Below are 22,086 nucleotides of genomic sequence, written 5' to 3' on the forward strand. Positions count from 1 at the left end.
ATGGCCAAACCTGGATTTCGCCTCGCGCTGTTTGCCACCCTGCTGGCGCTGATTGTGGTGCTGCTCGGCGCTTATACGCGCCTGACACACGCCGGCCTCGGTTGTCCGGACTGGCCGGGCTGCTACGGTTTTATCAGCGTGCCGAAAAGCGAAGCGCAACTGGCCCATGCCGAGCTGCATTACCCCGACTCGCCAGTGGTGGCGCACAAGGGCTGGAACGAGATGATCCATCGCTATTTTGCCGGCACCCTCGGCCTGCTCATTTCGATTCTGGCCGGGCGCGCGTGGGTCAATCGGCGTCATCCGGGGCAGCCGTTGAAACTGCCGCTGTTTCTGCTGGCGGTGGTGTTCGCGCAAGCGGCGTTCGGCATGTGGACGGTGACGCTCAAGCTTTGGCCGCAGGTGGTCACCGGGCATTTACTCGGCGGGTTTGCGACCTTGAGTCTGCTGTTCTTGCTGACCTTGCGATTGTCCGGCGTGCTGCCGGCGCTGACGGTGCCCAAGCGTTTGCAGTATTGGGCGACGGCAGGATTGTTGTTGGTGATTGGTCAGATCGCGCTGGGTGGCTGGGTCAGTTCCAACTACGCAGCGGTGGCGTGTATCGACTTCCCGACCTGCCATGGGCAATGGCTGCCGCCGGCGGATTTCGCCAATGGGTTTCATCTGACTCAACACATCGGCCCGAATTATCTCGGCGGGCAACTGGATAGCGACGCGCGCACGGCGATTCACCTGACCCACCGTATCGGCGCGCTGCTGGTGACGTTGGTGTTGCTCGGCCTCGCATGGCAATTGAAAGTGGTCGGCATGACGCGGCTGGCCGGCCTGGTGGTGATCGCCCTCGCCGCACAAATTACCCTCGGCATCAGCAACGTACTTTTCCATCTGCCACTGCCGGTGGCGGTGGCGCATAACGCTGGCGGTGCGGTGCTGTTGCTGACGATGGTGCTGGTCAACTATCACGCGCGCACCAGTCTGGTCCGGGTCAAGCAACCAGTGCTTGCGCGCTGGCGCCTGAGCCCGCGCAAACACGCGGCAGCGCCCATCACAATAAAAGGAGAAACGCCGTGGCGATTCTGATTGGCGAACGTCCGCATCAGGCGATCTGGCGTGATTATCTGGAGCTGACCAAACCGAAAGTCGTGGTGCTGATGCTGATCACCTCGCTGGTCGGCATGTTTCTCGCGACCCGCGCCGGCGTGCCGTGGACGGTGCTGGTGTTCGGCAATCTGGGGATTGCGTTGTGCGCTGGTGGTGCGGCGGCGGTCAATCATGTGGTGGATCGGCGCATTGATGCGGTGATGGCGCGCACGCACAAACGGCCGCTGGCCGAGGGCCGGGTTTCACCGGCGGCGGCGCTGACCTTTGCGCTGGTGTTGGCCTTGCTCGGTCAGGCCTTGTTGCTGACTTTCACCAATCCGCTGACGGCATGGCTAACGCTTGCTTCGCTGCTCGGTTACGCGGTGATCTACACCGGTTTCCTCAAACGCGCGACGCCGCAGAACATCGTCATCGGTGGCCTCGCCGGCGCCGCCCCGCCGCTGCTCGGCTGGACCGCCGCCACCGGCCACGTCAGCGCCGAACCGTTGTTGCTGGTGCTGATCATCTTCGCCTGGACGCCACCGCACTTCTGGGCGCTGGCGATTCATCGCAAGGAGGAATACGCCAAGGCCGACATCCCGATGCTGCCGGTCACCCACGGCGAGCACTACACCAAAGTGCACATTCTGCTGTACACCTTCGCACTGCTGGCGGTGAGTCTGCTGCCGTACGTGATCCACATGAGCGGCGTGCTCTACCTGATTTGCGCCCTCGCCCTCGGCGCAAGGTTTCTGCAATGGGCCGTGGTGCTGTACCGTGGCACTCGGCCGCACGCGGCGATCAACACCTTCAAGTACTCTATTTATTACTTGTTCCTGCTGTTCATCGCCCTGCTCGTAGACCACTACTTACTGTTGAACCTATGACTCGAACCCAGAAAACCGTCTTCATCCTCGTCGCCGTGATCGCGCTGATCCTCGGCCTGACCGTCAACAAAGTGCTGAGCGGCAAGGGCCAGGGCGACCCGACTGCGCTGATCGACGCCGGCATCATCCTGCTGCCGCAGAGCCGCAACCTGCCGGACGTGACGATGACCGATCAGGACGGCAAACCGGTGGCGATCAATGATCTGAAAGGTAAATGGAGCCTGTTGTTCTTCGGCTACACCTTCTGCCCGGACATATGCCCGACAACGCTGGCGCAGCTGCGGCAGATCAAGAGTGAATTGCCCAAGGACGCTGTGGACAAGTTGCAGATCGTGCTGGTCAGCGTTGACCCGAACCGCGATAACCCGAAACAGTTGAAGCAGTACCTGGGCTACTTTGATCCGCAGTTCATCGGCCTGACGCCGACTTCGATCGAAGAACTGCAGAAGGTGGCGAACGCGGTGAGTATTCCGTTTATTCCGGCGGATACCAGTAAGCCGAATTACACCGTCGACCATAGCGGCAATCTCGCGGTGATCGCGCCGGATGGCACGCAGCGGGGGTTTATCCGTGCGCCGTTGAATAATGCCAAATTGGTTGCGCAGTTGCCGGTGATGCTTAATCGCAAGTGACGGGTCAAAAGCCAAGAGCCCCTCACCCTAACCCTCTCCCGGAGGAAGAGGGGACTGACCGAGGTGTTTTTTCGAGTTGCGCCGACCTGCAATTGTGAGTCGAACTCAGGCTCGAAAAGCTTGAAGATCGGCCCCCTCTCCCTCGGGAGAGGGCTGGGGTGAGGGGCAGCTTCACAACAGTTCCAAAGCCAAACACCAGACATAAAAAAGGGGACGCTCGCGGCGTCCCCTTTTCGTTGCAACAATCTAAATCAGAACGCCGGCAATACCGCGCCTTTGTACTTCTCGGTGATGAATTTCTTCACCTCCGGGCTGTGCAGGGCCGCAGCCAGTTTCTGCATCGCGTCGCTGTCCTTGTTGTCCGGGCGGGACACGAGGATGTTCACGTACGGCGAGTCGTTACCTTCAATCACCAGCGCATCCTTGGACGGATCGAGCTTGGCTTCCAGCGCGTAGTTGGTGTTGATCAGCGCCAGATCGACCTGGGTCAGCACGCGCGGGATGGTCGCGGCTTCCAGTTCACGGATCTTCAGGTCTTTCGGGTTCTGCGCGATGTCTTTGACGGTCGACAGGATGTTGGTCGGATCCTTCAGGGTGATCACGCCAGCCTTGGCCAGCAGCAACAGCGCACGGCCGCCGTTGGTAGCGTCGTTCGGAATCACCACATTGGCGCCGCTTGGCAGATCATTGATGTTCTTCAGTTTGCTCGAGTAAGCGCCCAGCGGCTCCAGGTGCACACCGGTCACGGCGACAAGGTTGGTGCCCTTGGCCTTGTTGAACTCATCGAGGTACGGCTGGTGCTGGAAGAAGTTGGCGTCCAGGCGCTTTTCCGCGACCTGTACGTTCGGCTGAACGTAGTCGGTGAAGACCTTGACCTTCAGATCCACGCCTTCTTTGGCCAGTGCCGGCTTCACGAACTCGAGGATTTCTGCGTGCGGCACTGGAGTGGCGGCAACGGTGAGGGTTTCGGCGTGGGCCGAGAATGCTGCAACGGCAGCAATAGCAGCGATCAGTTTTTTCATTCAGCTAACTCCTTTTGAGGCGCCCGTCTGGCGCCTGCCAGCGAATGGCCGGCTCATGTCTTCTTACAAAACCGGTTTATTTGCGCGAGAAATGCACGACCAAACGGTCGCCCACCATTTGCAGCACTTGCACCAGAATCAACAGCAACACCACGGTGACGATCATCACGTCGGTCTGGAAACGCTGGTAGCCGAAGCGGATGGCCAGGTCACCCAGACCACCGGCGCCGACCACACCGGCCATTGCCGTGTAGGACACCAGGGTAATCGCGGTCACCGTAATCGCTGCGAAGATGCCCGGGCGAGCCTCTGGCAGCAAGGCGTTGACGATGATCTGCCGCGTGGTAGCACCCATCGACTGGGTCGCTTCAATGATGCCGCGATCAACTTCACGCAGCGCGGTTTCCACCAGACGCGCGAAGAACGGCGTCGCGCCGACCACCAACGGCGGAATCGCACCGGCCACGCCCAGCGACGTGCCGGTGATCAGCACGGTGAACGGGATCATCACGATCAACAGAATAATGAACGGCAGCGAACGCAGGATGTTCACCGCCAACGACATGAACGCGTAGAGGCCACGGTTTTCCAGCAACTGACGCGGGCTGCAGAGGAACAGCAACACGCCCAGCGGCAGGCCGAGCAACACGGTGAACAGCAGCGAACCGCCGAGCATCAGCATCGTGTCGCCGGTGGCCAGCCAGATTTCGTACCAGTCGATATTGGTGAAGAAACTGATCAGGTCTTCCATTAGCGCAATACCTCCATGTGAACGTCAGCGGCGGTGAAGCGGGCGAAGGCCGCTTCCATGTCGCCACCGGTGACGGCGAGGGTCAATTGCCCGTACGGAATGTCTTTGATGCGGTCGATGCGACCGGCGAGGATGCTGTAGTCGACGCCGGTTTCGCGGGCGACGGTACCGAGCAACGGCGCGTAGGTCGCTTCGCCCTGGAAGGTCAGACGCACGATGCGGCCCGGCACGTGAGCGAAGTCATCACGCTGCTCGCTCTCGTCGACCTGCTCGCTTTCCTGGACGAAACGCTTGGTGGTCGGGTGCTTCGGATGCAGGAACACATCGGCCACCGAACCTTGCTCGACAATCACGCCAGCGTCCATCACCGCCACTTGATCACAGACGCGACGGATCACATCCATCTCGTGGGTGATGAGGACGATGGTCAGCTTCAGTTCGCGGTTGATCTCGGCCAGCAGTTGCAGGACCGACGCGGTGGTCTGCGGGTCGAGGGCACTGGTGGCCTCGTCGCAGAGCAGAATCTTCGGCTTGGTCGCCAGGGCGCGGGCAATGCCGACGCGCTGCTTCTGGCCACCAGACAACTGCGCCGGATACTTCTTGGCGTGGTCGGACAGACCAACCCGCGCCAGCAACTCGGCTACACGCTTGTCGATGTCGCTGCTCGACAATTCGCCCGCCAGGGTCAGCGGCAACGCCACGTTGTCGGCCACGGTCTTGGAGGCGAGCAGGTTGAAATGCTGGAAGATCATCCCGACTTGCTGGCGGAAACGGCGCAGGCCGTTGGCGTCCAGCGCGGTGACTTCTTCGCCGTCGACGATGATCTTGCCGCCGCTGGAGTTTTCCAGGCGATTGATCAGGCGCAGCAGGGTACTTTTGCCCGCGCCGGAATGGCCTATCAGGCCGAACACCTGCCCGTTCTCGATAGAGAGACTGGTCGGGTGCAGCGCGGGAATATCCTTACCGGCGACGCGGTAAGTCTTGTGGACGTTTTGAAACTCGATCACGTAGCGAACCTTGTGGGGCGCGTTAGAAAAGGATCAGCGGTTAGCCGGGCGCGCATTTTAGCCTGTCCGTATAGAGGTTCTTAGCATTTATTTCTCAATTAACCATCGATTTGGCAATAACAAGATCAAAGGTCATAAAAAAGGAACGTCCAAAGCAGCCCATCAGTCACTAAGTAAGCGACTTGAAAACCCTGGGTGCCGTGCCCGGGAACCACTCAAGAGTCCCCGGCAAGCATCGGGGTCAACCGAGGAGTTTACGACTGATGAGCAAGAAGCCTACGTCCGACAAAAGCCAAATGGCCGGAACCGATGCCCCGGATCGAGCCAACACCAACGCCAAACTCGACAGCCTGGAGAAGTTCCGCTCCGACGCCACTGGCCAAGCCCTGCGCACCAATCAGGGCGTCAAGATTGCTGACAACCAGAACACCCTGAAGGCCGGCCCGCGCGGGCCGTCGCTGCTTGAAGACTTCATCATGCGAGAAAAGATCACGCATTTTGACCATGAGCGGATTCCGGAGCGCATCGTCCACGCACGCGGCACTGGCGCGCATGGTTTCTTTCAGGCCTACGAGAACCATTCGACGCTGACCAAGGCCGGTTTCCTACAGGATCCGGGAAAAAAGACCCCGGTGTTCGTGCGCTTTTCCACGGTGCAGGGCCCGCGTGGTTCTGGCGACACCGTACGCGACGTGCGTGGTTTCGCGGTGAAGTTCTTCACCGATGAAGGCAACTTCGACCTGGTCGGCAACAACATGCCGGTGTTTTTCATTCAGGACGCGATCAAGTTTCCCGATTTCGTCCACGCGGTAAAACCCGAGCCGCACAATGAAATTCCTACCGGCGGCTCGGCCCACGATACGTTCTGGGACTTTGTGTCCCTGGTGCCGGAGTCGGCGCACATGGTCATCTGGGCGATGTCCGACCGGGCGATCCCGAAAAGCCTGCGCAGCATGCAAGGCTTCGGCGTGCACACCTTCAGGTTAATCAACGCCGAAGGCAAATCACGCTTCGTCAAATTCCACTGGCGCCCTACCGCCGGTACTTGCTCGCTGGTGTGGGACGAGGCGCAGAAGCTCGCCGGTAAAGACACCGACTACCACCGTCGCGACCTCTGGGAAGCGATCGAGATGGGCGATTACCCGGAATGGGAACTCGGCGTACAGATCATCGAGGAGGAAAACGAGCACGACTTCGATTTCGACATCCTCGACCCGACCAAGTTGATCCCCGAAGAAATCGTGCCGATCACGCCGCTGGGCAAAATGACGTTGAACCGCAACCCGGACAACTTCTTTGCCGAGACCGAGCAGGTCGCGTTCTGCCCCGGCCACATCGTGCCGGGCATCGACTTCTCCAATGACCCGCTGCTGCAAGGTCGGCTGTTTTCCTACACCGATACGCAAATCAGCCGACTTGGCGGGCCGAATTTTCATGAGCTGCCGATCAACCGTCCGGTGGCGCCATTCCATAATGGCCAGCGCGATGCGCAGCACCGCACGGTGATCGACAAGGGTCGCGCTTCTTATGAGCCGAACTCGATTGATGGCGGCTGGCCAAAAGAAACGCCGCCGGCCGCGCAGGACGGTGGGTTCGAGAGTTATCCAGAGCGCATCGACGCCAACAAGATTCGCCAGCGCAGCGAGTCGTTCAGCGATCACTTCTCTCAGGCGACATTGTTCTTCAAGAGCATGAGCAAGCATGAGCAGGAACACATCATCTCTGCTTACAGCTTCGAGCTGGGCAAGGTTGAGCGCGAGCACATTCGGGCGCGTGAGGTGAATGAGATTCTGGCCAACATCGATCTGGAACTGGCCAAGCGTGTGGCGGCTAATCTGGGTCTGCCGGCGCCGAGCAAAGGTACGGTGGATGTGCGCAAAGTATCTTTCGATCATTCGCCAGCATTGAGCCAGGCAAATCTTTTGCCGGAGAACATCAAGACGCGAAAAGTGGCGATTCTTGCCGCTAACGGCGTCGATGGTGCGGCGATTGATGCAATGAAGAAGGCATTGGCCGCTGAGGGTGCGCATGCCAAGTTGCTCGGCCCAACTTCAGCGCCGGTGAAAACTGCGGACGGCAAAATGTTGCCTGTCGATGCATCGATGGAAGGCATGCCGTCGGTGATTTTCGATGCGGTGTTTGTGCCGGGTGGCGCGGCGTCGGTCAAGGCGTTGAGCGGCAACGGCGTGGCGTTGCATTACCTGCTGGAGGCGTACAAGCATTTGAAGGCGATTGCGTTGCAGGGCGAGGCGAAGCAGTTGCAGGACCTGCTGAAACTGGAAGCGGATGCTGGATTGCTGCAGGGCAAGGACGTGGCGGCGTTGACCAAACCGTTCTTTGCGGCGATCGGGCAGCACCGGGTTTGGGATCGCGAGCCTAAGGCGAAAGCCATTCCGGCTTAAAAAGCAAAAGATCGCAGCCTTCGGCAGCTCCTACAGGGTGTACCTGAATCCCATGTAGGAGCTGCCGCAGGCTGCGATCTTTTTTACGGTTTACGCGGACTCAACACCATCTGTGCCGCCACCGTACGCACGATTTGCTTGTCAATCTGCAGATCAAAATCCGGATTGAGCTTCTTCACCCGCTTGGTCAGCAACGTCGCCAACCATGGATAATCATTCGTGCGTGGCGCCTGAATGGTCACCCCACACTCATAATTCACCACATCGGCGGCGATGGCATCCAATTGCCGGCGAAGTTTGCGGCTATCGGTGATGTTCAGCGCGACCGTGGTGCTCTCGGCAGTCGGATCGATCACCTTGGCTTTGGGCTTGGCTTCGGCTGCCAGCAGCGCCGCTTCAGCCTTTTCCAGCTCAGCCTTGCGCGCTTCGGTAATGGCACCGTTAACGCCACCGGTCAGCGCCGGGGCTTTCGGCATCAGCGCACGGGCGCGGCTCAATGCAGTGGCGGCCGCATTCACATCTCCCTTCTGCAACACAATCTGGCTGCGGCGCAGATACGCTTCGGCAAGCTGCCGCTGGTATTGCTCAAGGGATTGGTCGTTTGGGGTGTCTTTCTGCAAAGCAGCCAATTGGTCTTCGGCAGTGGCCAGTTCGCTGCTGGCCAGACTTTGCTCCAGCTGTGCGATGGCCGTAGCTCGCGCATCGGGGGCTTGGGCCTCCGGCGGCGTGCTTTGGCAGGCGCCCAGCAGCACTGAAAATGCGACAAGGAGCAGATAACGGGAGGCGAACGGCTTCATTCCTGCGACTCTCTATTTGCGCAAAAAGCGGCCAAGTCTACACCCCACGACGGGGCAGAACAAAACTCAACAGAAACAGTGCGGCCGCCGTCACAACGATTGACGGCCCGGCCGGGGTGTCCTTGAACCAGGACAGCGCCAGCCCGCCGAACACGGCGAGCATGCCCAGCAGGCTCGCGCCCACCGCCATCTGCTCCGGCGAACGGGCGTGACGCTGTGCCGCAGCTGCCGGAATGATCAGCAGCGAAGTAATCAGCAACACACCGACGATTTTCATCGCCACCGCGATCACCACCGCAATCAACAGCATAAGTGCCATGCGCAGGCCCGCGACCGGCAGGCCTTCGACCTTGGCCAACTCTTCATGCACGGTGATCGCCAGCAATGGCCGCCACAGCGTCACCAGCAACACCAGCACCGCCGCGCTGCCGCCGAGGATCCACGCCAGGTCGGTCGGGCTGATCGCCAGCAGGTCGCCGAACAGATAAGCCATGAGGTCGATCCGCACTTCATGCATGAAGCTTAGTACCACCAGGCCGAGAGAGAGCGTGCTCGGTGCGAGAATTCCCAACAGCGTGTCAGACGCCAGCGGTTGGCGCTGTTGCAGGGTCACCAAAAGCACCGCCAGCAGCAGGCAGCCTACGGTGACCGCAACGGTCGGGCTGACATCCAGCAAAAAGCCCAGCGCCACACCAAGCAGCGCCGCGTGGGACAAGGTATCGCCGAAGTAAGCCATGCGTCGCCAGACCACAAACGAACCGAGCGGCCCGGCCACCAGTGCCAGCGCCAGACCTGCAAGCAGGGCATACAACAGAAAATCAGCCATGCTTGCAGTTGTCTCCATGAACGTGAGGTTGGCCAATAACCGGCCCTTTGACCACCGAACCGTGCAGGTCGTGGGCGTGGTCGTGATGGTGGTGATAAACCGCCAGGCTCTGCGCGTTCTTGCCGAACAGTTCGACAAACGCCGGATCGCCGCTGACCTGCTCGGGATGCCCGGAGCAGCAGACGTGACGGTTGAGGCAGACCACCTGATCGGTGGTGCTCATCACCAGATGCAAATCGTGGGACACCATCAACACGCCGCAACCATGGCGATCGCGCAGACGGGTGATCAGGCTGTACAGCTCGGCCTGGCCGGCGACGTCGACGCCTTGCACCGGCTCGTCGAGTACCAGCAATTCCGGCTCGCGCAGCAATGCCCGAGCGAGCAGTACGCGCTGCATTTCACCGCCGGAAACGCTTTGCACCGGGCTGTCGATGACGTGTTCGGCGCCAACTTCTTTCAATGCCGCCAACGCACGCGGACGATCAACGCCCGGTACCAGTCGCAGAAAGCGCAGCACCGAAAGCGGCAACGTTGGATCAACGTGGAGTTTTTGCGGCATGTAGCCGACGCGCAGTTTCGGCTTGCGCCAGACGCTGCCGCTGTCCGGCTTGAGCAAGCCAAGCACGGCGCGCACCAGCGTGGTCTTGCCGGCGCCGTTGGGGCCGATCAGGGTGACGATCTGCCCCGGCTCAACGCTCAGCTCGATGTTGTCCAGCACAGCCTGCCCGGCAAACGTGACGGCGACCTGCTCCAGACGGATCAGCGCATTGCTCATCAAGCCCCCTGGCAACCGGAGCACAGGCCGACGACTTCGACGGTCTGCGCTTCGACGATGAAGCCAACGTCTTTGGCGCTGTTGATGATCGCGTCGCTGATCACTTTTTGCTCAAGCTCGATGGCAGCGTGGCAATCGCGGCAGATCAGGAACTGGCCCTGATGCGCGTGTTCAGGGTGTACGCAGCCGACGAAGGCGTTGAGCGAGGAGATGCGGTGCACCAGGCCGTTTTCCAAGAGGAAATCCAGCGCGCGGTACACGGTTGGCGGCGCAGCGCGACGGCCATCCTGCTCGCTCAGCACCGCGAGAATGTCGTAGGCGCCCAGCGGCTTGTGGCTCTGCCACACCAGTTCCAGCACCCGGCGGCGCAACGCGGTCAGGCGCAAGCCTTTCTGGGCGCACAAGGTATCGGCCTCGGACAAAGCGCTGTGCACGCAATGAGAGTGGTCGTGGGGACGGCTGGCAATCGGTGTAATAGGCATGGGCGGCGACGAGTTTTGATAGAGACGTTATTATGTTACCCGTTCTCGCCTCCTTGAGTGGTCATCGTGTCCCGACTTTTTTCTGTTTTTGTGGCTTTTGTCGCCAGTTTCCTGCTGATCGGTTCGGCCCAGGCCGAGGTCAAAGTCCTCACCAGCATCAAACCGTTGCAGCTGATTGCAGCGGCCGTGCAGGACGGCGTGGCGATTCCCGAAGTGCTGCTGCCGCCAGGCGCCTCGCCGCACAATTACGCGCTGCGGCCATCCGACGTACGGAAGGTGCAGTCGGTGGATCTGCTCTACTGGATCGGCCCGGACATGGAAGGCTTTCTGCCGCGCGTGCTCAACGGTCGGACGCTGCCGAGCATCGCCGTGCAGGATCTGCCGGGGATGAAGCTGCGTCGTTTCGCTGAAGACAGCCACTCCCACGCCGAAGACGCCGACGAACATGATCACGACCACCGCCCGGGCACGCTGGATGCACACTTGTGGCTATCGCCGGTGAATGCGCGGGTGATTGCCGACAAGATGGCCGCAGACCTCAGCGCTGCCGACCCGGCCAATGCCGAACGCTATCAGAGCAACGCCAAGGCGTTTGATCAGCGTCTGGATGCACTGGATCAGCGTTTGAAGCAGCGTCTGGCCAGTGTTGAAGGCAAGCCGTACTTCGTCTTTCACGAGGCGTTTGATTATTTTGAAGAGGCTTATGGCTTGAAGCACACCGGGGTGTTCAGCGTGGCCGCTGAAGTGCAGCCGGGCGCGCAGCATGTCGCGGCGATGCGCAAGCGGTTGCAGGAAGTGGGCAAGACGTGTGTGTTCAGCGAGCCTCCGTTACGCCCGCGTCTGGCCGAGACTTTGGTGGCCGGGCTGCCGGTGAAACTGGCGGAACTGGATGCGTTGGGCGGGTACACCCCGGCGACAGCTCAGGGTTATGAGCAAGTGTTGGAGAAGTTGGGTAACGATCTGGCCGGGTGCCTGGAATCGTTGTAATCCCATAGAAAAAGATCGTCCGAACGCGGCCCGAGCCTTCGGCAGCTCCTACAGGTGATCCCATGTAGGAGCTGCCGGAGGCTGCGATCTTTTGATCTTAAAGGGCGAAAGGTAGCGGTGTATTGACCTGCTGCCGCTGCGCCAACCGCTGTTCAAACTCCCGCGGATCGTGAATCAACACATCCTGCCCGGCAAACTGCTCCGCCGCGATCAACCGCGACAGCCAGAACCGCACACAGGCCACACGCAACATCGTTGGCCACAACTCAGCCTCCGCCGCCGTGAACGGCCGCAGCGCCGCATAGGCGCCGAGAAACGCGCGCGCGCGCGGCCCATCGATCAAACCATCCTCGTCCGAACACCAGTCGTTCAAGGCAATCGCCACGTCATACAGCATCGGCCCCGAGCAGGCGTTGTAGAAGTCGATCAGCCCGGTCAGGTGCGTGCCTTCGAACATCGCGTTATCGCGAAACAGGTCGGCATGGATGTTGGCCCGAGGCAGCGCGAGAATCTTCTCCTTGCGCTCGGTGATTTCGTCCAGCGCCTTTTGCAGCAAGGCACGCGGCTCATCGCTCAGGTGCGAAAGAAACGCCGTGCCCTCTTCCAGCATCCAGTCGAGGCCACGATCAGTCTTGCGCTTGATCATGCGCTCGCCGTGGGTCGCCAGATGCAGATGCGCCTGCAACTCGCCGACCTGCGCGCAATGCTGAGCATTGGCGACCTTGATGTGCTTGCCGGACAGGCGCGGTTGCAGCAGTGCCGGTTTGCCTTTCAGATCACGCAACGCCACGCCGTCGGTGGTGCGCAGTGCGTAAGGCACCGGCAGATCGGCTTCGTGGAGCACGTCGAGCAGGTCGATGAAGAACGGCATCTCCTGCACCGGCCCGCGCTCGACCAGGGTCAGGACGAACTCGCCCTGCTCCAGGCTGATAAAGAAGTTGGTGTTTTCGCTGCCGGCGGCGATCCCCTGGAAATCAAGCAGGCGGCCAAGCCCGTAAGGGGCGAGAAAGGTTTCCAGCTCGGGCCGAGCCAGGGGAGTGAACACAGACATGGTTAAAAACTGCTCAGTTCAGGCGTCGCGCTCAGGCGACGCCGATTAAAAGTCGGGAATCTTACTTCCAGGTAAAGATTTCCCACGACGGAATCAGCATATCCGGCTGGTCGGAGCGAATGTAGTTCGCGTCCGTACCATCGGCGCGCACCAGGAAATACGGTTTGCCACCCTTCGGCGTGACCTTGATCGCATAGACGAAGCCACTGCGACTGTATTCCTGGATGACCTTGTCGCCTTCCGTGTGCGTGTTGATCGTAACTTCCGGCTCCGAGGCGGGCGCATCATCCGCCGCCATCGCGGCCAACGGTGAGGCAGCAATCAGACCGACCAGCAGCAAGCGATTTAACGTACGCATGATAACCTTGTCCCTTTGTCGTCAACGGTCCCGCTATTCTAGCGCCGGACCCGCCGAAAAGGTTGATCCTGCTCATGAGCCAAGCCCCCCTCGTCCTGGTGGACGGTTCGTCTTACCTGTACCGCGCGTTTCACGCGCTGCCACCACTGACTACTTCCAAAGGCCTGCCGACCGGTGCGGTCAAAGGCGTGCTGAACATGCTCAAGAGTCTGCGCAAGCAGTACCCGGACAGCCCGTTCGCCGTGGTGTTCGACGCCAAGGGCGGGACATTTCGCGATGAGATGTACGCCGAATACAAAGCCAATCGCCCAAGCATGCCCGACGACATGCGCGTGCAGATCGAGCCGCTGCACCAGAGCGTGATTGCCCTCGGTTTCCCGCTGCTGTGCGTGGAAGGCGTCGAGGCCGACGACGTGATCGGCACCCTCGCCCGCAGCAGCGCAGCGGCGGATCGCCCGGTGATCATCTCCACCGGCGACAAGGACATGGCGCAACTGGTCGACGGCCACATTACCTTGGTCAACACCATGTCCGGTAGTTCGATGGACGTGGAAGGCGTAAAGGAGAAATTCGGCGTCGCACCGGAGCAGATCATCGATTATCTGGCGCTGATGGGCGATTCGTCCGACAACATTCCGGGCGTTCCGGGCATCGGCCCGAAGACCGCTTCCGGCCTGCTGGTGGGCGTCAACGGCGGCTTGACCGAGCTGTACGCCAATCTCGACATCGTCCCGACCCTGCCGATTCGCGGGGCGAAAACCCTGCCGGCCAAGCTCGAAGAGCACAAGGAGATGGCATTCCTCTCCTATCAACTGGCGACCATCAAGATCGACGTGCCGCTGGACGTCGAACTCGATGATTTGCAGATGGGCGCGGAAGACCCGGCCAAGCTCTACGAGTTGTACTCGCTGCTGGAATTCAAAAGCTGGATCAATGATCTGGATCGCGACGCCAAACGCCTGGAATTGAGCGCGGCCAGCGAGCCTGCACCGGCCGGCGATCTGTTCAGCGCGCCAGATATCGAAACTCCCGCTGCTCCGACCGAAGCGGCGTACGAAACCATCCTCGATCAGGCACGTTTCGATGTCTGGCTGGAAAAACTCAGCAACGCCAAGCTGTTCGCCTTCGACACCGAAACCACCGGCATCGATGCACAGCAGGCGCAACTGGTCGGCCTGTCGTTCGCCGTGCAGGCCAACGAGGCCGCGTACATTCCGCTGACCCACTCCTACATCGGCGTGCCGGAGCAACTGGATCGCGACACCGTGCTGCGCGCGCTCAAGCCGATTCTCGAAGACCCGAGCAAGCTCAAGGTCGGCCAGCACGCCAAGTTCGACATGAATATTCTCGCCAACTGCGCCATCGGCGGCGATCAGAGCCAAGGCATTACCGTGCGCGGTATCGCCTTCGACACGATGCTTGAGTCCTACGTACTCAACTCCACCGCCACCCGCCACGACATGGACAGCCTCGCGCAGAAGTACCTGGATCACACCACCGTGAGCTTCCAGGACATCGCCGGCAAAGGCGCCAAGCAGTTGACCTTCGACCAGATCGCGCTAGAGCAGGCCGGCCCGTATGCCGCCGAAGACGCCGACATCACCCTGCGTCTGCACCAGACGCTGTTCGAAAAACTCAGCGCCATTCCGAGTCTGGCCAGCGTTTTGACCGACATCGAGATTCCGCTGGTGCCGGTACTGGCGCGCATCGAGCGCCAAGGTGCGTTTGTCGATGCTGAGCTGCTCGGCATCCAGAGCATCGAGCTGGGCAACAAAATGGTTGCGCTGGAGCGCGAAGCGTTCGAGATCGCCGGGGAAGAATTCAACCTTGGCTCGCCGAAGCAACTGGGCGTGATTCTCTACGAGAAACTTGGTCTGCCGGTGCTGAAGAAGACTGCCAAGGGCCAGCCGTCCACTGCTGAAGAAGTGTTGGCGAAACTCGCTGAGGACGATCACCGCTTGCCGAAGGTGCTGATGGAGCACCGCTCGATGAGCAAGCTGAAAAGCACTTACACCGATCGCCTGCCGGAGCAGATCAACCCGCGTACCGGGCGTATCCACACTTCGTATCATCAGGCCGTGGCGTCGACCGGCCGCTTGTCCTCCAGTGATCCGAACCTGCAGAACATCCCGGTGCGTACCGCTGAAGGTCGTCGTATCCGCCAGGCGTTCGTCGCGCCAAAGGGCTACAAACTGCTGGCAGCGGACTATTCGCAGATCGAGTTGCGGATCATGGCGCACCTGTCCAAGGACGAAGGCCTGATGAATGCCTTCCGCAACAATCTGGACGTGCACACCGCGACTGCTGCCGAAGTGTTCAAGGTCGAGCTCAATGAAGTGACTTCCGATCAGCGCCGTGGCGCCAAGGCGATCAACTTCGGCCTGATCTACGGCATGGGCGCGCAGAAGCTCGGCAAAGACATCGGCGTCGACACCAAGACCGCCAAGGCTTACATCGATACCTACTTCGCCCGTTATCCGGGGGTTCGCGAGTACATGGATCGCACCCGCGCGCAGGCGGCGGATCAGGGTTATGTCGAGACGTTCTTCGGGCGTCGCCTGTATTTGCCGGAGATCAACTCCAACAAGCCGCAGGAACGCGCTGCCGCCGAGCGCACGGCGATCAACGCGCCGATGCAGGGCACGGCTGCCGACATCATCAAAAAAGCCATGGTCGCGGTGGATAACTGGCTGGCGACGTCCGGGCTGGACGCCAAAGTCATCCTGCAGGTGCACGATGAACTGGTGCTCGAGGTTCGCGAGGATCTGGTCGAGCAGGTCAGTGCCGAGATTCGCCTGCACATGAGCGAAGCGGCGAAACTGGATGTGCCGCTGCTGGTCGAAGTGGGTGTGGGCAACAATTGGGATGAGGCTCACTGAAACTTTTAAACACGGTTTGCCGCGACATGGCGTCGCGGCAGCACCGGTAGAACCTGCTTATTTCGAAAAGCGCTTGGGATTATTCCAAAGCTTTTTGAAAAAAATCTGAACTAATCTGGAAGGAAACTACTCAGAGTTACTGAATGGCTGGTGAAGCCCTTCAATGCTCCTATGTTGTGTTAAGTGTTGGCAGATATCTGAACCCCGCCCTAGCGGTTCGGAACTTGAACCCCGGAATTTCTCCCTCCCCAATGAAATCCGGGGCTTTTTTTGCCCAAAATTTGTCTGTAGCGCGTTCATGCTGCGTTGAAAGCACAGCTCAAATGCTCATTTAGGTTCCCTAAAGTCGAGCGCGACCCCGGCCGCTTTTCACTGCCCTTTCGCCTTGCCTGAACACACTACAAACAAATTTCCATATCCCGACTTACTCGGCTGCCGCCTCGGCGCCTTTGTCTGCCAGTTCCATCCAGCCGGCCAGTACAGTGTAGGCCTCTTCCAGGCCCATGCGTTTTGGCGCGGAGAAGAGCTGGATGGTGACCAGGTCGCCCCAACCCTTGCGAATTTCCGACTGCACTTTGAGCAGAGTGTTCTTGGCTGCGCCGTAGGTGAGTTTGTCGGCCTTGGTCAGCAGGATGTGCATCGGCATGCCGGCCGCAACGGCCCAGTCGAGCATCAACAGGTCGAAGTCAGTCATTGGATGACGGATGTCCATCATCAAAATCAAACCCTTCAAACTCTCGCGGCCACCGAGGTAAGCCTCAAGGTGACGCTGCCAGTGCATCTTCAGCGGGATCGGTACTTTTGCGTAACCGTAGCCCGGCAGGTCGACCAGACGACGATCTTCGTCTAGCTTGAAGAAGTTCAACAGCTGTGTGCGACCCGGGGTTTTCGAGGTTCGCGCAAGGCTGGCGTGAGTCAAAGTGTTCAGCGCGCTGGATTTGCCGGCGTTGGAACGGCCGGCAAACGCCACTTCGAAGCCTTCGTCGTCAGGGCATTGATCGACTTTGGCGGCACTGAGCATGAACGTGGACTGTTGGCACAGGCCGAGGATGGGATTCTTGAGTTGCATGGGATTTCCGATGTGGGCGGCGCCGGGATTGGGCGCGGAACGCGGTGTCGCTTCCGTTTCAGTGACGCCAGTATATAATGCCGCAGATTTTGTGTGTGCTTTGTCCCAGCGTAGGATGAAGTTCACGAGAGCGACAGACCTTGATTGCGCATTAGAACGCAGAACGCTCTCAACCCTGAAAAGGTCGTTTTATGACGAAATGGCTGCTGGCTGCCGGAGTCTTGATGCCGCTTTACAGCGCACAGGCTACACAGGATCCGGAAGCCGTGTACAACCGTGTTTGTGGTGCCTGTCATTCCGGCCAACTACCCATGGCGCCCGAAAGAGGCGATCAGGAAGCTTGGACGCCGAGGTTGGCGAAAGGTATGGGGACGCTGGTGCAACACGTGACCCAGGGTTTCAAGGCGATGCCGCCGCGTGGTTTGTGCATGGACTGCAGTGCCGAGGATTACCAAGCCATCATCCTTTGGATGAGCGCGAGTAAGCCCGGTCCATAACTTAACCCTTAGCCGTAGTTGGATTAGCTGATGAACAAATTGATCGTGAGTCTGCTGTTGACCGTGGGAATTTCAGGCTTCGCCCATGCTGCCGGTGATGCCGCAGCAGGCCAGGCGAAAGCTGCCGTATGCGGAGCCTGCCATGGCCCGGACGGGAACAGCATGGCGCCAAACTTTCCGAAACTGGCCGGTCAAGGTGAACGCTACCTGACCAAGCAGTTGCACGACATCAAGTCGGGCAAGCGCACCGTGCTGGAAATGACTGGTCTGCTGACCAACCTGAGCGATCAGGATCTTTCCGACATCGCGGCGTACTTCGCCAGCCAGAAAGGCAGCGTCGGCGCAGCCGATCCGAAGATCGTCGCACGCGGTGAAGCGCTGTTCCGTGGCGGCAACCTCGCCAAGGGCCTGCCCGCCTGTACCGGTTGCCACTCGCCGAACGGCGCCGGTAACGCGGCTGCCGGCTTCCCGCATCTAGGTGGCCAACACGCTCAGTACATCACTAAACAGCTGACCGATTTCCGCAAGGAAGAAGGTGGGCGCACCAACGATGGTGACACCATGACCATGCAGACCATTGCCAAGCGCCTGAGCGACGAAGACATCGCTGCGGTCTCCAGCTACATTCAGGGTCTGCACTAAGCGCGCCGGGTCGAGCGTTGGATGAAGGCCGAAGATCAAAAGATCGCAGCCTTCGGCAGCTCCTACAGGGGGGTTACGTGACCCAATGCAGGAGTGCAATGTTAACGCTCGATTAATCCGTCACAGCAAGTATAAAAAGGGTGGCTTTGGCCGCCCTTTTTTGTGGCCGCTGCCGTTACACTACAGAACTCATGCCCGCCAGGATCTGTCTGAAAACAGGTCGCGCGAGGCGACCAAAATTGTCCAGGAGTAAAGCATGCGTAATCTGATCATCAGCGCCGCTCTCGTCGCTGCCAGCCTGTTCGGCGTGACCGCTCAAGCCGCCGAAGCCCCAGCCGCCCCTTACGTCGAGCTGGCCAACCCGGTACCGGTTGCAGAGCCTGGCAAGATCGAAGTGGTCGAGCTGTTCTGGTACGGCTGCCCGCACTGCTACGCCTTTGAACCGGTGATCAACCCATGGGTCGAGAAGCTGCCATCGGACGTCAACTTCGTGCGTATTCCTGCCATGTTCGGCGGCCCGTGGGACGCTCACGGCCAAATGTTCCTGACCCTGGAAGCCATGGGTGTCGAGCACAAGGTGCATAACGCCGTGTTCAACGCCATCCAGAAAGAACACAAGAAACTGACCGACAAGAACGACATGGCTGACTTCCTCGCCACCCAAGGCGTGGACAAGGACAAGTTCCTCGCCACCTTCGACTCGTTCGCCATCAAAGGGCAGATCGTCAAGGCCCGTGAACTGGCCAAGAAGTATGAAATCACTGGCGTGCCAACCATGATCGTCAACGGCAAGTACCGCTTTGACATCGGCTCTGCCGGTGGTGCCGAAGAAGCATTGAAACTGGCTGACCAACTGGTCGCCAAAGAGCGAGCGGCAACCAAGGCTGCTGCCAACTAAGCGCCGCCACCGCCATGCGCCGCTGGAAGTCTGAACGCATCGTTGGCCTGCATGACCCGCAGGTCAACGAGCATCACCTGGCGTCCACGGGCTTGCCCGCGGACCAGCGTCTGCGCCTGCTCAGTTTCAACATTCAGGTCGGTATAAGTACCGAGCGCTATCGGCATTACCTGACGCGCAGCTGGCAGCATCTGCTGCCGCACAACGGCCGTTCAGGCAATCTGCAAAAGATCGGCGACCTGCTTGGCGACTTCGATCTGGTCGCCCTGCAGGAAGCCGATGGCGGCAGCCTGCGCTCAGGCTACGTCAATCAGGTCGAACACCTCGCCCAGCTCGGCGCCTTCCCTTACTGGTATCAACAACTCAATCGCAACCTTGGTCGACTGGCCCAGCACAGCAATGGCGTACTCAGTCGCCTGAAACCATCGGCGATCGAGGATCACCCGTTGCCCGGCCCGAAAGGTCGCGGCGCGATTCTGCTGCGTTTCGGCGAAGGCCCGGAAGCGCTGGTAGTGGTGATGATGCACCTGGCGCTTGGCGCACGAACCCGCAGCCTGCAACTGGCCTATATTCGTGAACTGATCGGTGGCTACAAACATCAGGTATTGATGGGCGACATGAATACCCACGCCAGCGACCTGCTGCAACATTCTCCGTTACGCGATCTCGGCCTGCTGGCCCCGCAGGTGGAAGCGACATTCCCCAGCTGGCGTCCTCAGCGTTGCCTTGATCATATTTTGCTCAGCCCGACCCTGACCCTGGAAAAGGTCGAAGTGCTGGCACAACCGATTTCCGATCACCTGCCGGTCGCGGTAGAGATTCGTCTGCCGGGTTCGCTCACGGCCGATGCATTGCCCGCGTTGAGTCCTGCCCCTCGCGGAACCCCTGAATGAGCGACGAAGCCCAGCGCTGGAAAGAGAAGTACCTCAAAAGCATCGAACAACAGGACAAACTCGAACGCCGCTGGGCCGCAAGGCTCGACCTGCTGCGGCGTGGCCTGGTGCGCAGCACGCTCGCGGCTGAGGGCACCGACAAGGTCGTTGATCAGTGCATGAAAGAGATGCGCGACGTGGTGCGCACCGACGACATGGACGCCGGCCTCGCTGCCCTCCTGCCACGCCTGGAAAAAGCCGTGCTCGATTCCGAGCAGCGCCGCGAAACCCGGATCGATCAGGTCAGCACCGCACTGACAGCATTGGTCACTCAATTGCAGTCGCTGCCGCTGCCGCGAGAAGTCGCGCAACCCCTGAAGAAATTTGCCAAACAACTGGATAGTCGCGTTGGCTCGGCGCGGGAAATGCCGCTGCTGCTGAGTGAACTCAGTGGTTTGCAAGGCAAGGCCTTGACCCAGCTGGAAACGCCTGCCGAGCCGGGACGCCCGGGGTTGCTGCAACGTTTGTTCGGCAGTCGTGACAACGAGGAGACGCTTGCGCCAGCAGCCGACACGCACGCGCCGGCGCCGCTAGCGCCACAGGTACAAGCGCCCGTCGCCTCGGAGCCAGCGGCAGCGGCAGTGCAAACTGCCCCCACCGTCGCTGCTGAGCCGCCGATTACCGCTCCTGCGGTCAAAGCACCCGCACCCGTGATCGCAACACCGACGCCCTCGCCGCAGACGCCGGCAGTGCCTGAAGTGTTTGCCTTCGTACCGCCCACTGTCGTCCCCGAAGCGGCGCATGCTCCGGTCGCAGCTGAACCGGTCAAGCCCGAACCCGAAGTCGTCATCACGCCCACGCCCGTGCACGCTTCGGCCACAATCGACGCCTTCAATCCCGATGAACTGATCCACCCCGGCGATCCGCACCCGCTGATCCTCGACAGCCTGCCGCTGCCCGAGCCGATCGCACAGGCTCTGGCAGCCATCGACCCGGAGCAATCCGAGCAAGACATCCTTTTCGCCCTGCCGGATTCTCCCGAGCCGTCCTACAGCTCCGTGGCCAAGCACATCGAAGAAACCCTGATTGGCCTGCTCGACGACCTGACCCTGCCCGAGCGCCACCGGCCGCAAGCCGAAGCCATGCGTGAGCGACTGCAACATGGCCTGAACTGGTACGAACTGATCCCGATCCTCGACGATCTCGCGACGTTGATGCTGGCGATCACTGACAGCGGCCAGCACGAATTCGAAGCCTACTTGCAGCAGCTCAACGAACGCCTCGAGGCGTTTCAGAGCAACCTGCAAGCCGCCAGCGAGGGCCATGCCGACAACAGCTCGGCGGCGCGAGCGATGGACACGCAGATTCGTGAGCAGGTCGACGGCCTGCAGACCAGCATGCAGGAAGCGGCGGATCTCGACGACCTCAAGCAAGTGCTGGAGAACCATCTCGAAGGCCTGCTCGGCACCATGGATCAACACCAGAAACAGCGTGATGCCCGCGAGCAGGAAGTCGCGACGCGGCTTAAAAGCCTGTCCGAACGCGTGGCGCACATGGAGCAGGAAGCCCAGGGTTTCCGGGAACACCTTGAAGTGCAACGGCAGAAAGCCCTGATCGACCCGCTCACCGGCCTGCCCAACCGCGCCGCGTGGAGCGAGCGTCTCGAACACGAGATCAAGCAGTGGCAGCAGCATGGCAATACCTTGAGCCTGGCCATGCTCGACCTTGATCACTTCAAGCGGATCAACGACAACTACGGTCACCTGGCCGGCGATAAAGTCCTGAAAATCATTGCCAGCGTGCTGCGCAAACGCCTGCGCGGCGCGGATTTCATAGCCCGTTTTGGTGGCGAAGAATTCGTCCTGCTGCTACCCGCCACTCCGCCAGCGGTCGGCGCAAAACTGCTGGAAACGCTGCGCGCGGCAATCGAAGCCTGCCCGTTCCACTTCAAGGGCGAGCGTGTGACGATCACCATTTCCATGGGCCTGGCGTCATTCAAGCCGGGAGAGCACAGTGATCTGGTGCTGAAAAGAGCCGATCAGGCGCTGTACCGGGCGAAAAATGCCGGGCGCAACCGCGTCGAGCTGGGCTGAGCCAATTGTTCCATTTTGTTTAATTCCGCCCGCTGACCGTCGGGACGCAAGGCAGTACGTTACACTGTTGCATTAC

21 protein-coding genes are annotated in these 22,086 nt (G+C 60.3%); 11 read left to right on the top strand and 10 right to left on the bottom strand.

The features are described 5' to 3' along the window. Genes QOL84_RS18995 through QOL84_RS19005 form a run of 3 tightly spaced genes read left to right on the top strand, consistent with a single transcriptional unit; the run spans position 1 to position 2,599 of the window. On the top strand, positions 1–1,080 hold the full coding sequence (locus tag QOL84_RS18995) for a COX15/CtaA family protein (RefSeq protein ID WP_283438186.1): 1,080 nt from the start codon (positions 1–3) through the stop codon (positions 1,078–1,080). After that, on the top strand, positions 1,068–1,967 hold the full coding sequence (cyoE, locus tag QOL84_RS19000) for a heme o synthase (RefSeq protein WP_283438187.1): 900 nt from the start codon (positions 1,068–1,070) through the stop codon (positions 1,965–1,967). Before QOL84_RS18995 ends, cyoE begins: the two co-directional genes overlap by 13 nt. Further along, the gene (locus tag QOL84_RS19005; RefSeq protein WP_283438188.1) at positions 1,964–2,599 is read left to right on the top strand and encodes an SCO family protein; all 636 of its coding nucleotides are present in this window, start codon (positions 1,964–1,966) and stop codon (positions 2,597–2,599) included. Before cyoE ends, QOL84_RS19005 begins: the two co-directional genes overlap by 4 nt. Positions 2,600–2,850: 251 nt before the next feature. On the opposite strand, the gene QOL84_RS19010 is transcribed toward QOL84_RS19005, so the two are convergent. The 3 genes from QOL84_RS19010 to QOL84_RS19020 all read right to left on the bottom strand — a co-directional run bounded on the left by QOL84_RS19010 (position 2,851) and on the right by QOL84_RS19020 (position 5,379). Further along, the gene (locus tag QOL84_RS19010; protein ID WP_129387111.1) at positions 2,851–3,621 is read right to left on the bottom strand and encodes a MetQ/NlpA family ABC transporter substrate-binding protein; all 771 of its coding nucleotides are present in this window, start codon (positions 3,619–3,621) and stop codon (positions 2,851–2,853) included. A gap of 76 nt (positions 3,622–3,697) precedes the next feature. Continuing rightward, entirely contained in the window at positions 3,698–4,372 is a 675-nt protein-coding gene (locus QOL84_RS19015; protein ID WP_129387108.1) for a methionine ABC transporter permease, read from the bottom strand. Continuing rightward, positions 4,372–5,379, bottom strand: coding sequence for a methionine ABC transporter ATP-binding protein (locus tag QOL84_RS19020; protein WP_129387105.1), 1,008 nt, complete (start codon positions 5,377–5,379; stop codon positions 4,372–4,374). Before QOL84_RS19020 ends, QOL84_RS19015 begins: the two co-directional genes overlap by 1 nt. A 260-nt stretch (positions 5,380–5,639) precedes the next feature. Here QOL84_RS19020 and katE point away from each other — a divergent pair, with 260 nt between their 5' ends. Beyond that, positions 5,640–7,781 (top strand): catalase HPII, encoded by a 2,142-nt coding sequence (katE, locus tag QOL84_RS19025; RefSeq protein WP_283438668.1) that lies wholly within the window; start codon positions 5,640–5,642, stop codon positions 7,779–7,781. 83 nt (positions 7,782–7,864) lie between these two features. On the opposite strand, the gene QOL84_RS19030 is transcribed toward katE, so the two are convergent. The 4 genes from QOL84_RS19030 to QOL84_RS19045 are packed head-to-tail and all read right to left on the bottom strand — an operon-like array spanning position 7,865 to position 10,664. Then, positions 7,865–8,578 (bottom strand): PA5502 family lipoprotein, encoded by a 714-nt coding sequence (locus QOL84_RS19030; RefSeq protein WP_283438189.1) that lies wholly within the window; start codon positions 8,576–8,578, stop codon positions 7,865–7,867. Between the two features lie 37 nt (positions 8,579–8,615). Beyond that, positions 8,616–9,404 (bottom strand): zinc ABC transporter permease subunit ZnuB, encoded by a 789-nt coding sequence (gene znuB / locus QOL84_RS19035; protein WP_283438190.1) that lies wholly within the window; start codon positions 9,402–9,404, stop codon positions 8,616–8,618. Further along, positions 9,397–10,182 (bottom strand): zinc ABC transporter ATP-binding protein ZnuC, encoded by a 786-nt coding sequence (znuC, locus tag QOL84_RS19040; RefSeq protein ID WP_007911759.1) that lies wholly within the window; start codon positions 10,180–10,182, stop codon positions 9,397–9,399. Before znuC ends, znuB begins: the two co-directional genes overlap by 8 nt. Further along, complete coding sequence (locus tag QOL84_RS19045; RefSeq protein ID WP_007911760.1) at positions 10,182–10,664, bottom strand: Fur family transcriptional regulator; 483 nt, start codon at positions 10,662–10,664, stop codon at positions 10,182–10,184. The genes znuC and QOL84_RS19045 overlap by 1 nt, the downstream gene beginning before the upstream one ends. Before the next feature lie 66 nt (positions 10,665–10,730). Here QOL84_RS19045 and QOL84_RS19050 point away from each other — a divergent pair, with 66 nt between their 5' ends. Further along, the gene (locus QOL84_RS19050) at positions 10,731–11,651 is read left to right on the top strand and encodes a zinc ABC transporter substrate-binding protein (RefSeq protein WP_283438191.1); all 921 of its coding nucleotides are present in this window, start codon (positions 10,731–10,733) and stop codon (positions 11,649–11,651) included. Positions 11,652–11,748: 97 nt separating this feature from the next. Here the strand turns inward: QOL84_RS19050 and QOL84_RS19055 are convergent, their stop codons facing one another. Together QOL84_RS19055 and QOL84_RS19060 are read right to left on the bottom strand one after the other, a co-directional pair. Next, positions 11,749–12,702 (bottom strand): homoserine kinase, encoded by a 954-nt coding sequence (locus tag QOL84_RS19055; protein WP_283438192.1) that lies wholly within the window; start codon positions 12,700–12,702, stop codon positions 11,749–11,751. A 61-nt stretch (positions 12,703–12,763) separates the two neighbouring features. Continuing rightward, on the bottom strand, positions 12,764–13,060 hold the full coding sequence (locus tag QOL84_RS19060) for a DUF2782 domain-containing protein (RefSeq protein WP_008081231.1): 297 nt from the start codon (positions 13,058–13,060) through the stop codon (positions 12,764–12,766). Between the two features lie 74 nt (positions 13,061–13,134). Between QOL84_RS19060 and polA the strand changes: the two genes are divergently transcribed. Then, positions 13,135–15,939, top strand: coding sequence for a DNA polymerase I (gene polA, locus QOL84_RS19065; RefSeq protein ID WP_283438193.1), 2,805 nt, complete (start codon positions 13,135–13,137; stop codon positions 15,937–15,939). 424 nt (positions 15,940–16,363) lie between these two features. On the opposite strand, the gene yihA is transcribed toward polA, so the two are convergent. Then, on the bottom strand, positions 16,364–17,008 hold the full coding sequence (gene yihA, locus QOL84_RS19070) for a ribosome biogenesis GTP-binding protein YihA/YsxC (protein WP_008081236.1): 645 nt from the start codon (positions 17,006–17,008) through the stop codon (positions 16,364–16,366). Positions 17,009–17,199: 191 nt separating this feature from the next. Here yihA and QOL84_RS19075 point away from each other — a divergent pair, with 191 nt between their 5' ends. The 5 genes from QOL84_RS19075 (at position 17,200) to QOL84_RS19095 (ending at position 22,010) form a co-directional block, all read left to right on the top strand. Continuing rightward, positions 17,200–17,505, top strand: a complete 306-nt coding sequence (locus tag QOL84_RS19075) for a c-type cytochrome (RefSeq protein ID WP_045123119.1) — start codon at positions 17,200–17,202, stop codon at positions 17,503–17,505. 30 nt (positions 17,506–17,535) lie between these two features. Continuing rightward, complete coding sequence (locus QOL84_RS19080; protein WP_283438194.1) at positions 17,536–18,147, top strand: c-type cytochrome; 612 nt, start codon at positions 17,536–17,538, stop codon at positions 18,145–18,147. Between the two features lie 256 nt (positions 18,148–18,403). After that, positions 18,404–19,045, top strand: a complete 642-nt coding sequence (locus tag QOL84_RS19085) for a thiol:disulfide interchange protein DsbA/DsbL (protein WP_283438195.1) — start codon at positions 18,404–18,406, stop codon at positions 19,043–19,045. Positions 19,046–19,059: 14 nt separating this feature from the next. Then, the gene (locus QOL84_RS19090; RefSeq protein ID WP_129387080.1) at positions 19,060–19,938 is read left to right on the top strand and encodes an endonuclease/exonuclease/phosphatase family protein; all 879 of its coding nucleotides are present in this window, start codon (positions 19,060–19,062) and stop codon (positions 19,936–19,938) included. Next, a complete protein-coding gene (locus QOL84_RS19095; RefSeq protein ID WP_283438196.1) occupies positions 19,935–22,010 on the top strand; it encodes a diguanylate cyclase in 2,076 nt (691 codons plus the stop codon). The genes QOL84_RS19090 and QOL84_RS19095 overlap by 4 nt, the downstream gene beginning before the upstream one ends. The last annotated feature ends 76 nt before the right edge of the window (positions 22,011–22,086 follow it).

Source organism: Pseudomonas helmanticensis (assembly GCF_900182985.1).
GTDB lineage: Bacteria > Pseudomonadota > Gammaproteobacteria > Pseudomonadales > Pseudomonadaceae > Aquipseudomonas > Aquipseudomonas helmanticensis.

What these genes read in the sequence shown, in the direction of transcription:
- QOL84_RS19015 (WP_129387108.1), bottom strand. Translation starts at nt 4,372, where the DNA reads ATGGAAGACCTGATCAGTTTCTTCACCAATATCGACTGGTACGAAATC.
- QOL84_RS19080 (WP_283438194.1), top strand. Translation starts at nt 17,536, where the DNA reads ATGAACAAATTGATCGTGAGTCTGCTGTTGACCGTGGGAATTTCAGGC.
- QOL84_RS18995 (WP_283438186.1), top strand. Translation starts at nt 1, where the DNA reads ATGGCCAAACCTGGATTTCGCCTCGCGCTGTTTGCCACCCTGCTGGCG.
- QOL84_RS19095 (WP_283438196.1), top strand. Translation starts at nt 19,935, where the DNA reads ATGAGCGACGAAGCCCAGCGCTGGAAAGAGAAGTACCTCAAAAGCATC.
- QOL84_RS19045 (WP_007911760.1), bottom strand. Translation starts at nt 10,664, where the DNA reads ATGCCTATTACACCGATTGCCAGCCGTCCCCACGACCACTCTCATTGC.
- znuB (WP_283438190.1), bottom strand. Translation starts at nt 9,404, where the DNA reads ATGGCTGATTTTCTGTTGTATGCCCTGCTTGCAGGTCTGGCGCTGGCA.
- QOL84_RS19085 (WP_283438195.1), top strand. Translation starts at nt 18,404, where the DNA reads ATGCGTAATCTGATCATCAGCGCCGCTCTCGTCGCTGCCAGCCTGTTC.
- QOL84_RS19005 (WP_283438188.1), top strand. Translation starts at nt 1,964, where the DNA reads ATGACTCGAACCCAGAAAACCGTCTTCATCCTCGTCGCCGTGATCGCG.
- polA (WP_283438193.1), top strand. Translation starts at nt 13,135, where the DNA reads ATGAGCCAAGCCCCCCTCGTCCTGGTGGACGGTTCGTCTTACCTGTAC.
- QOL84_RS19010 (WP_129387111.1), bottom strand. Translation starts at nt 3,621, where the DNA reads ATGAAAAAACTGATCGCTGCTATTGCTGCCGTTGCAGCATTCTCGGCC.
- znuC (WP_007911759.1), bottom strand. Translation starts at nt 10,182, where the DNA reads ATGAGCAATGCGCTGATCCGTCTGGAGCAGGTCGCCGTCACGTTTGCC.
- QOL84_RS19075 (WP_045123119.1), top strand. Translation starts at nt 17,200, where the DNA reads ATGACGAAATGGCTGCTGGCTGCCGGAGTCTTGATGCCGCTTTACAGC.
- QOL84_RS19055 (WP_283438192.1), bottom strand. Translation starts at nt 12,702, where the DNA reads ATGTCTGTGTTCACTCCCCTGGCTCGGCCCGAGCTGGAAACCTTTCTC.
- QOL84_RS19090 (WP_129387080.1), top strand. Translation starts at nt 19,060, where the DNA reads ATGCGCCGCTGGAAGTCTGAACGCATCGTTGGCCTGCATGACCCGCAG.
- QOL84_RS19030 (WP_283438189.1), bottom strand. Translation starts at nt 8,578, where the DNA reads ATGAAGCCGTTCGCCTCCCGTTATCTGCTCCTTGTCGCATTTTCAGTG.
- yihA (WP_008081236.1), bottom strand. Translation starts at nt 17,008, where the DNA reads ATGCAACTCAAGAATCCCATCCTCGGCCTGTGCCAACAGTCCACGTTC.
- QOL84_RS19060 (WP_008081231.1), bottom strand. Translation starts at nt 13,060, where the DNA reads ATGCGTACGTTAAATCGCTTGCTGCTGGTCGGTCTGATTGCTGCCTCA.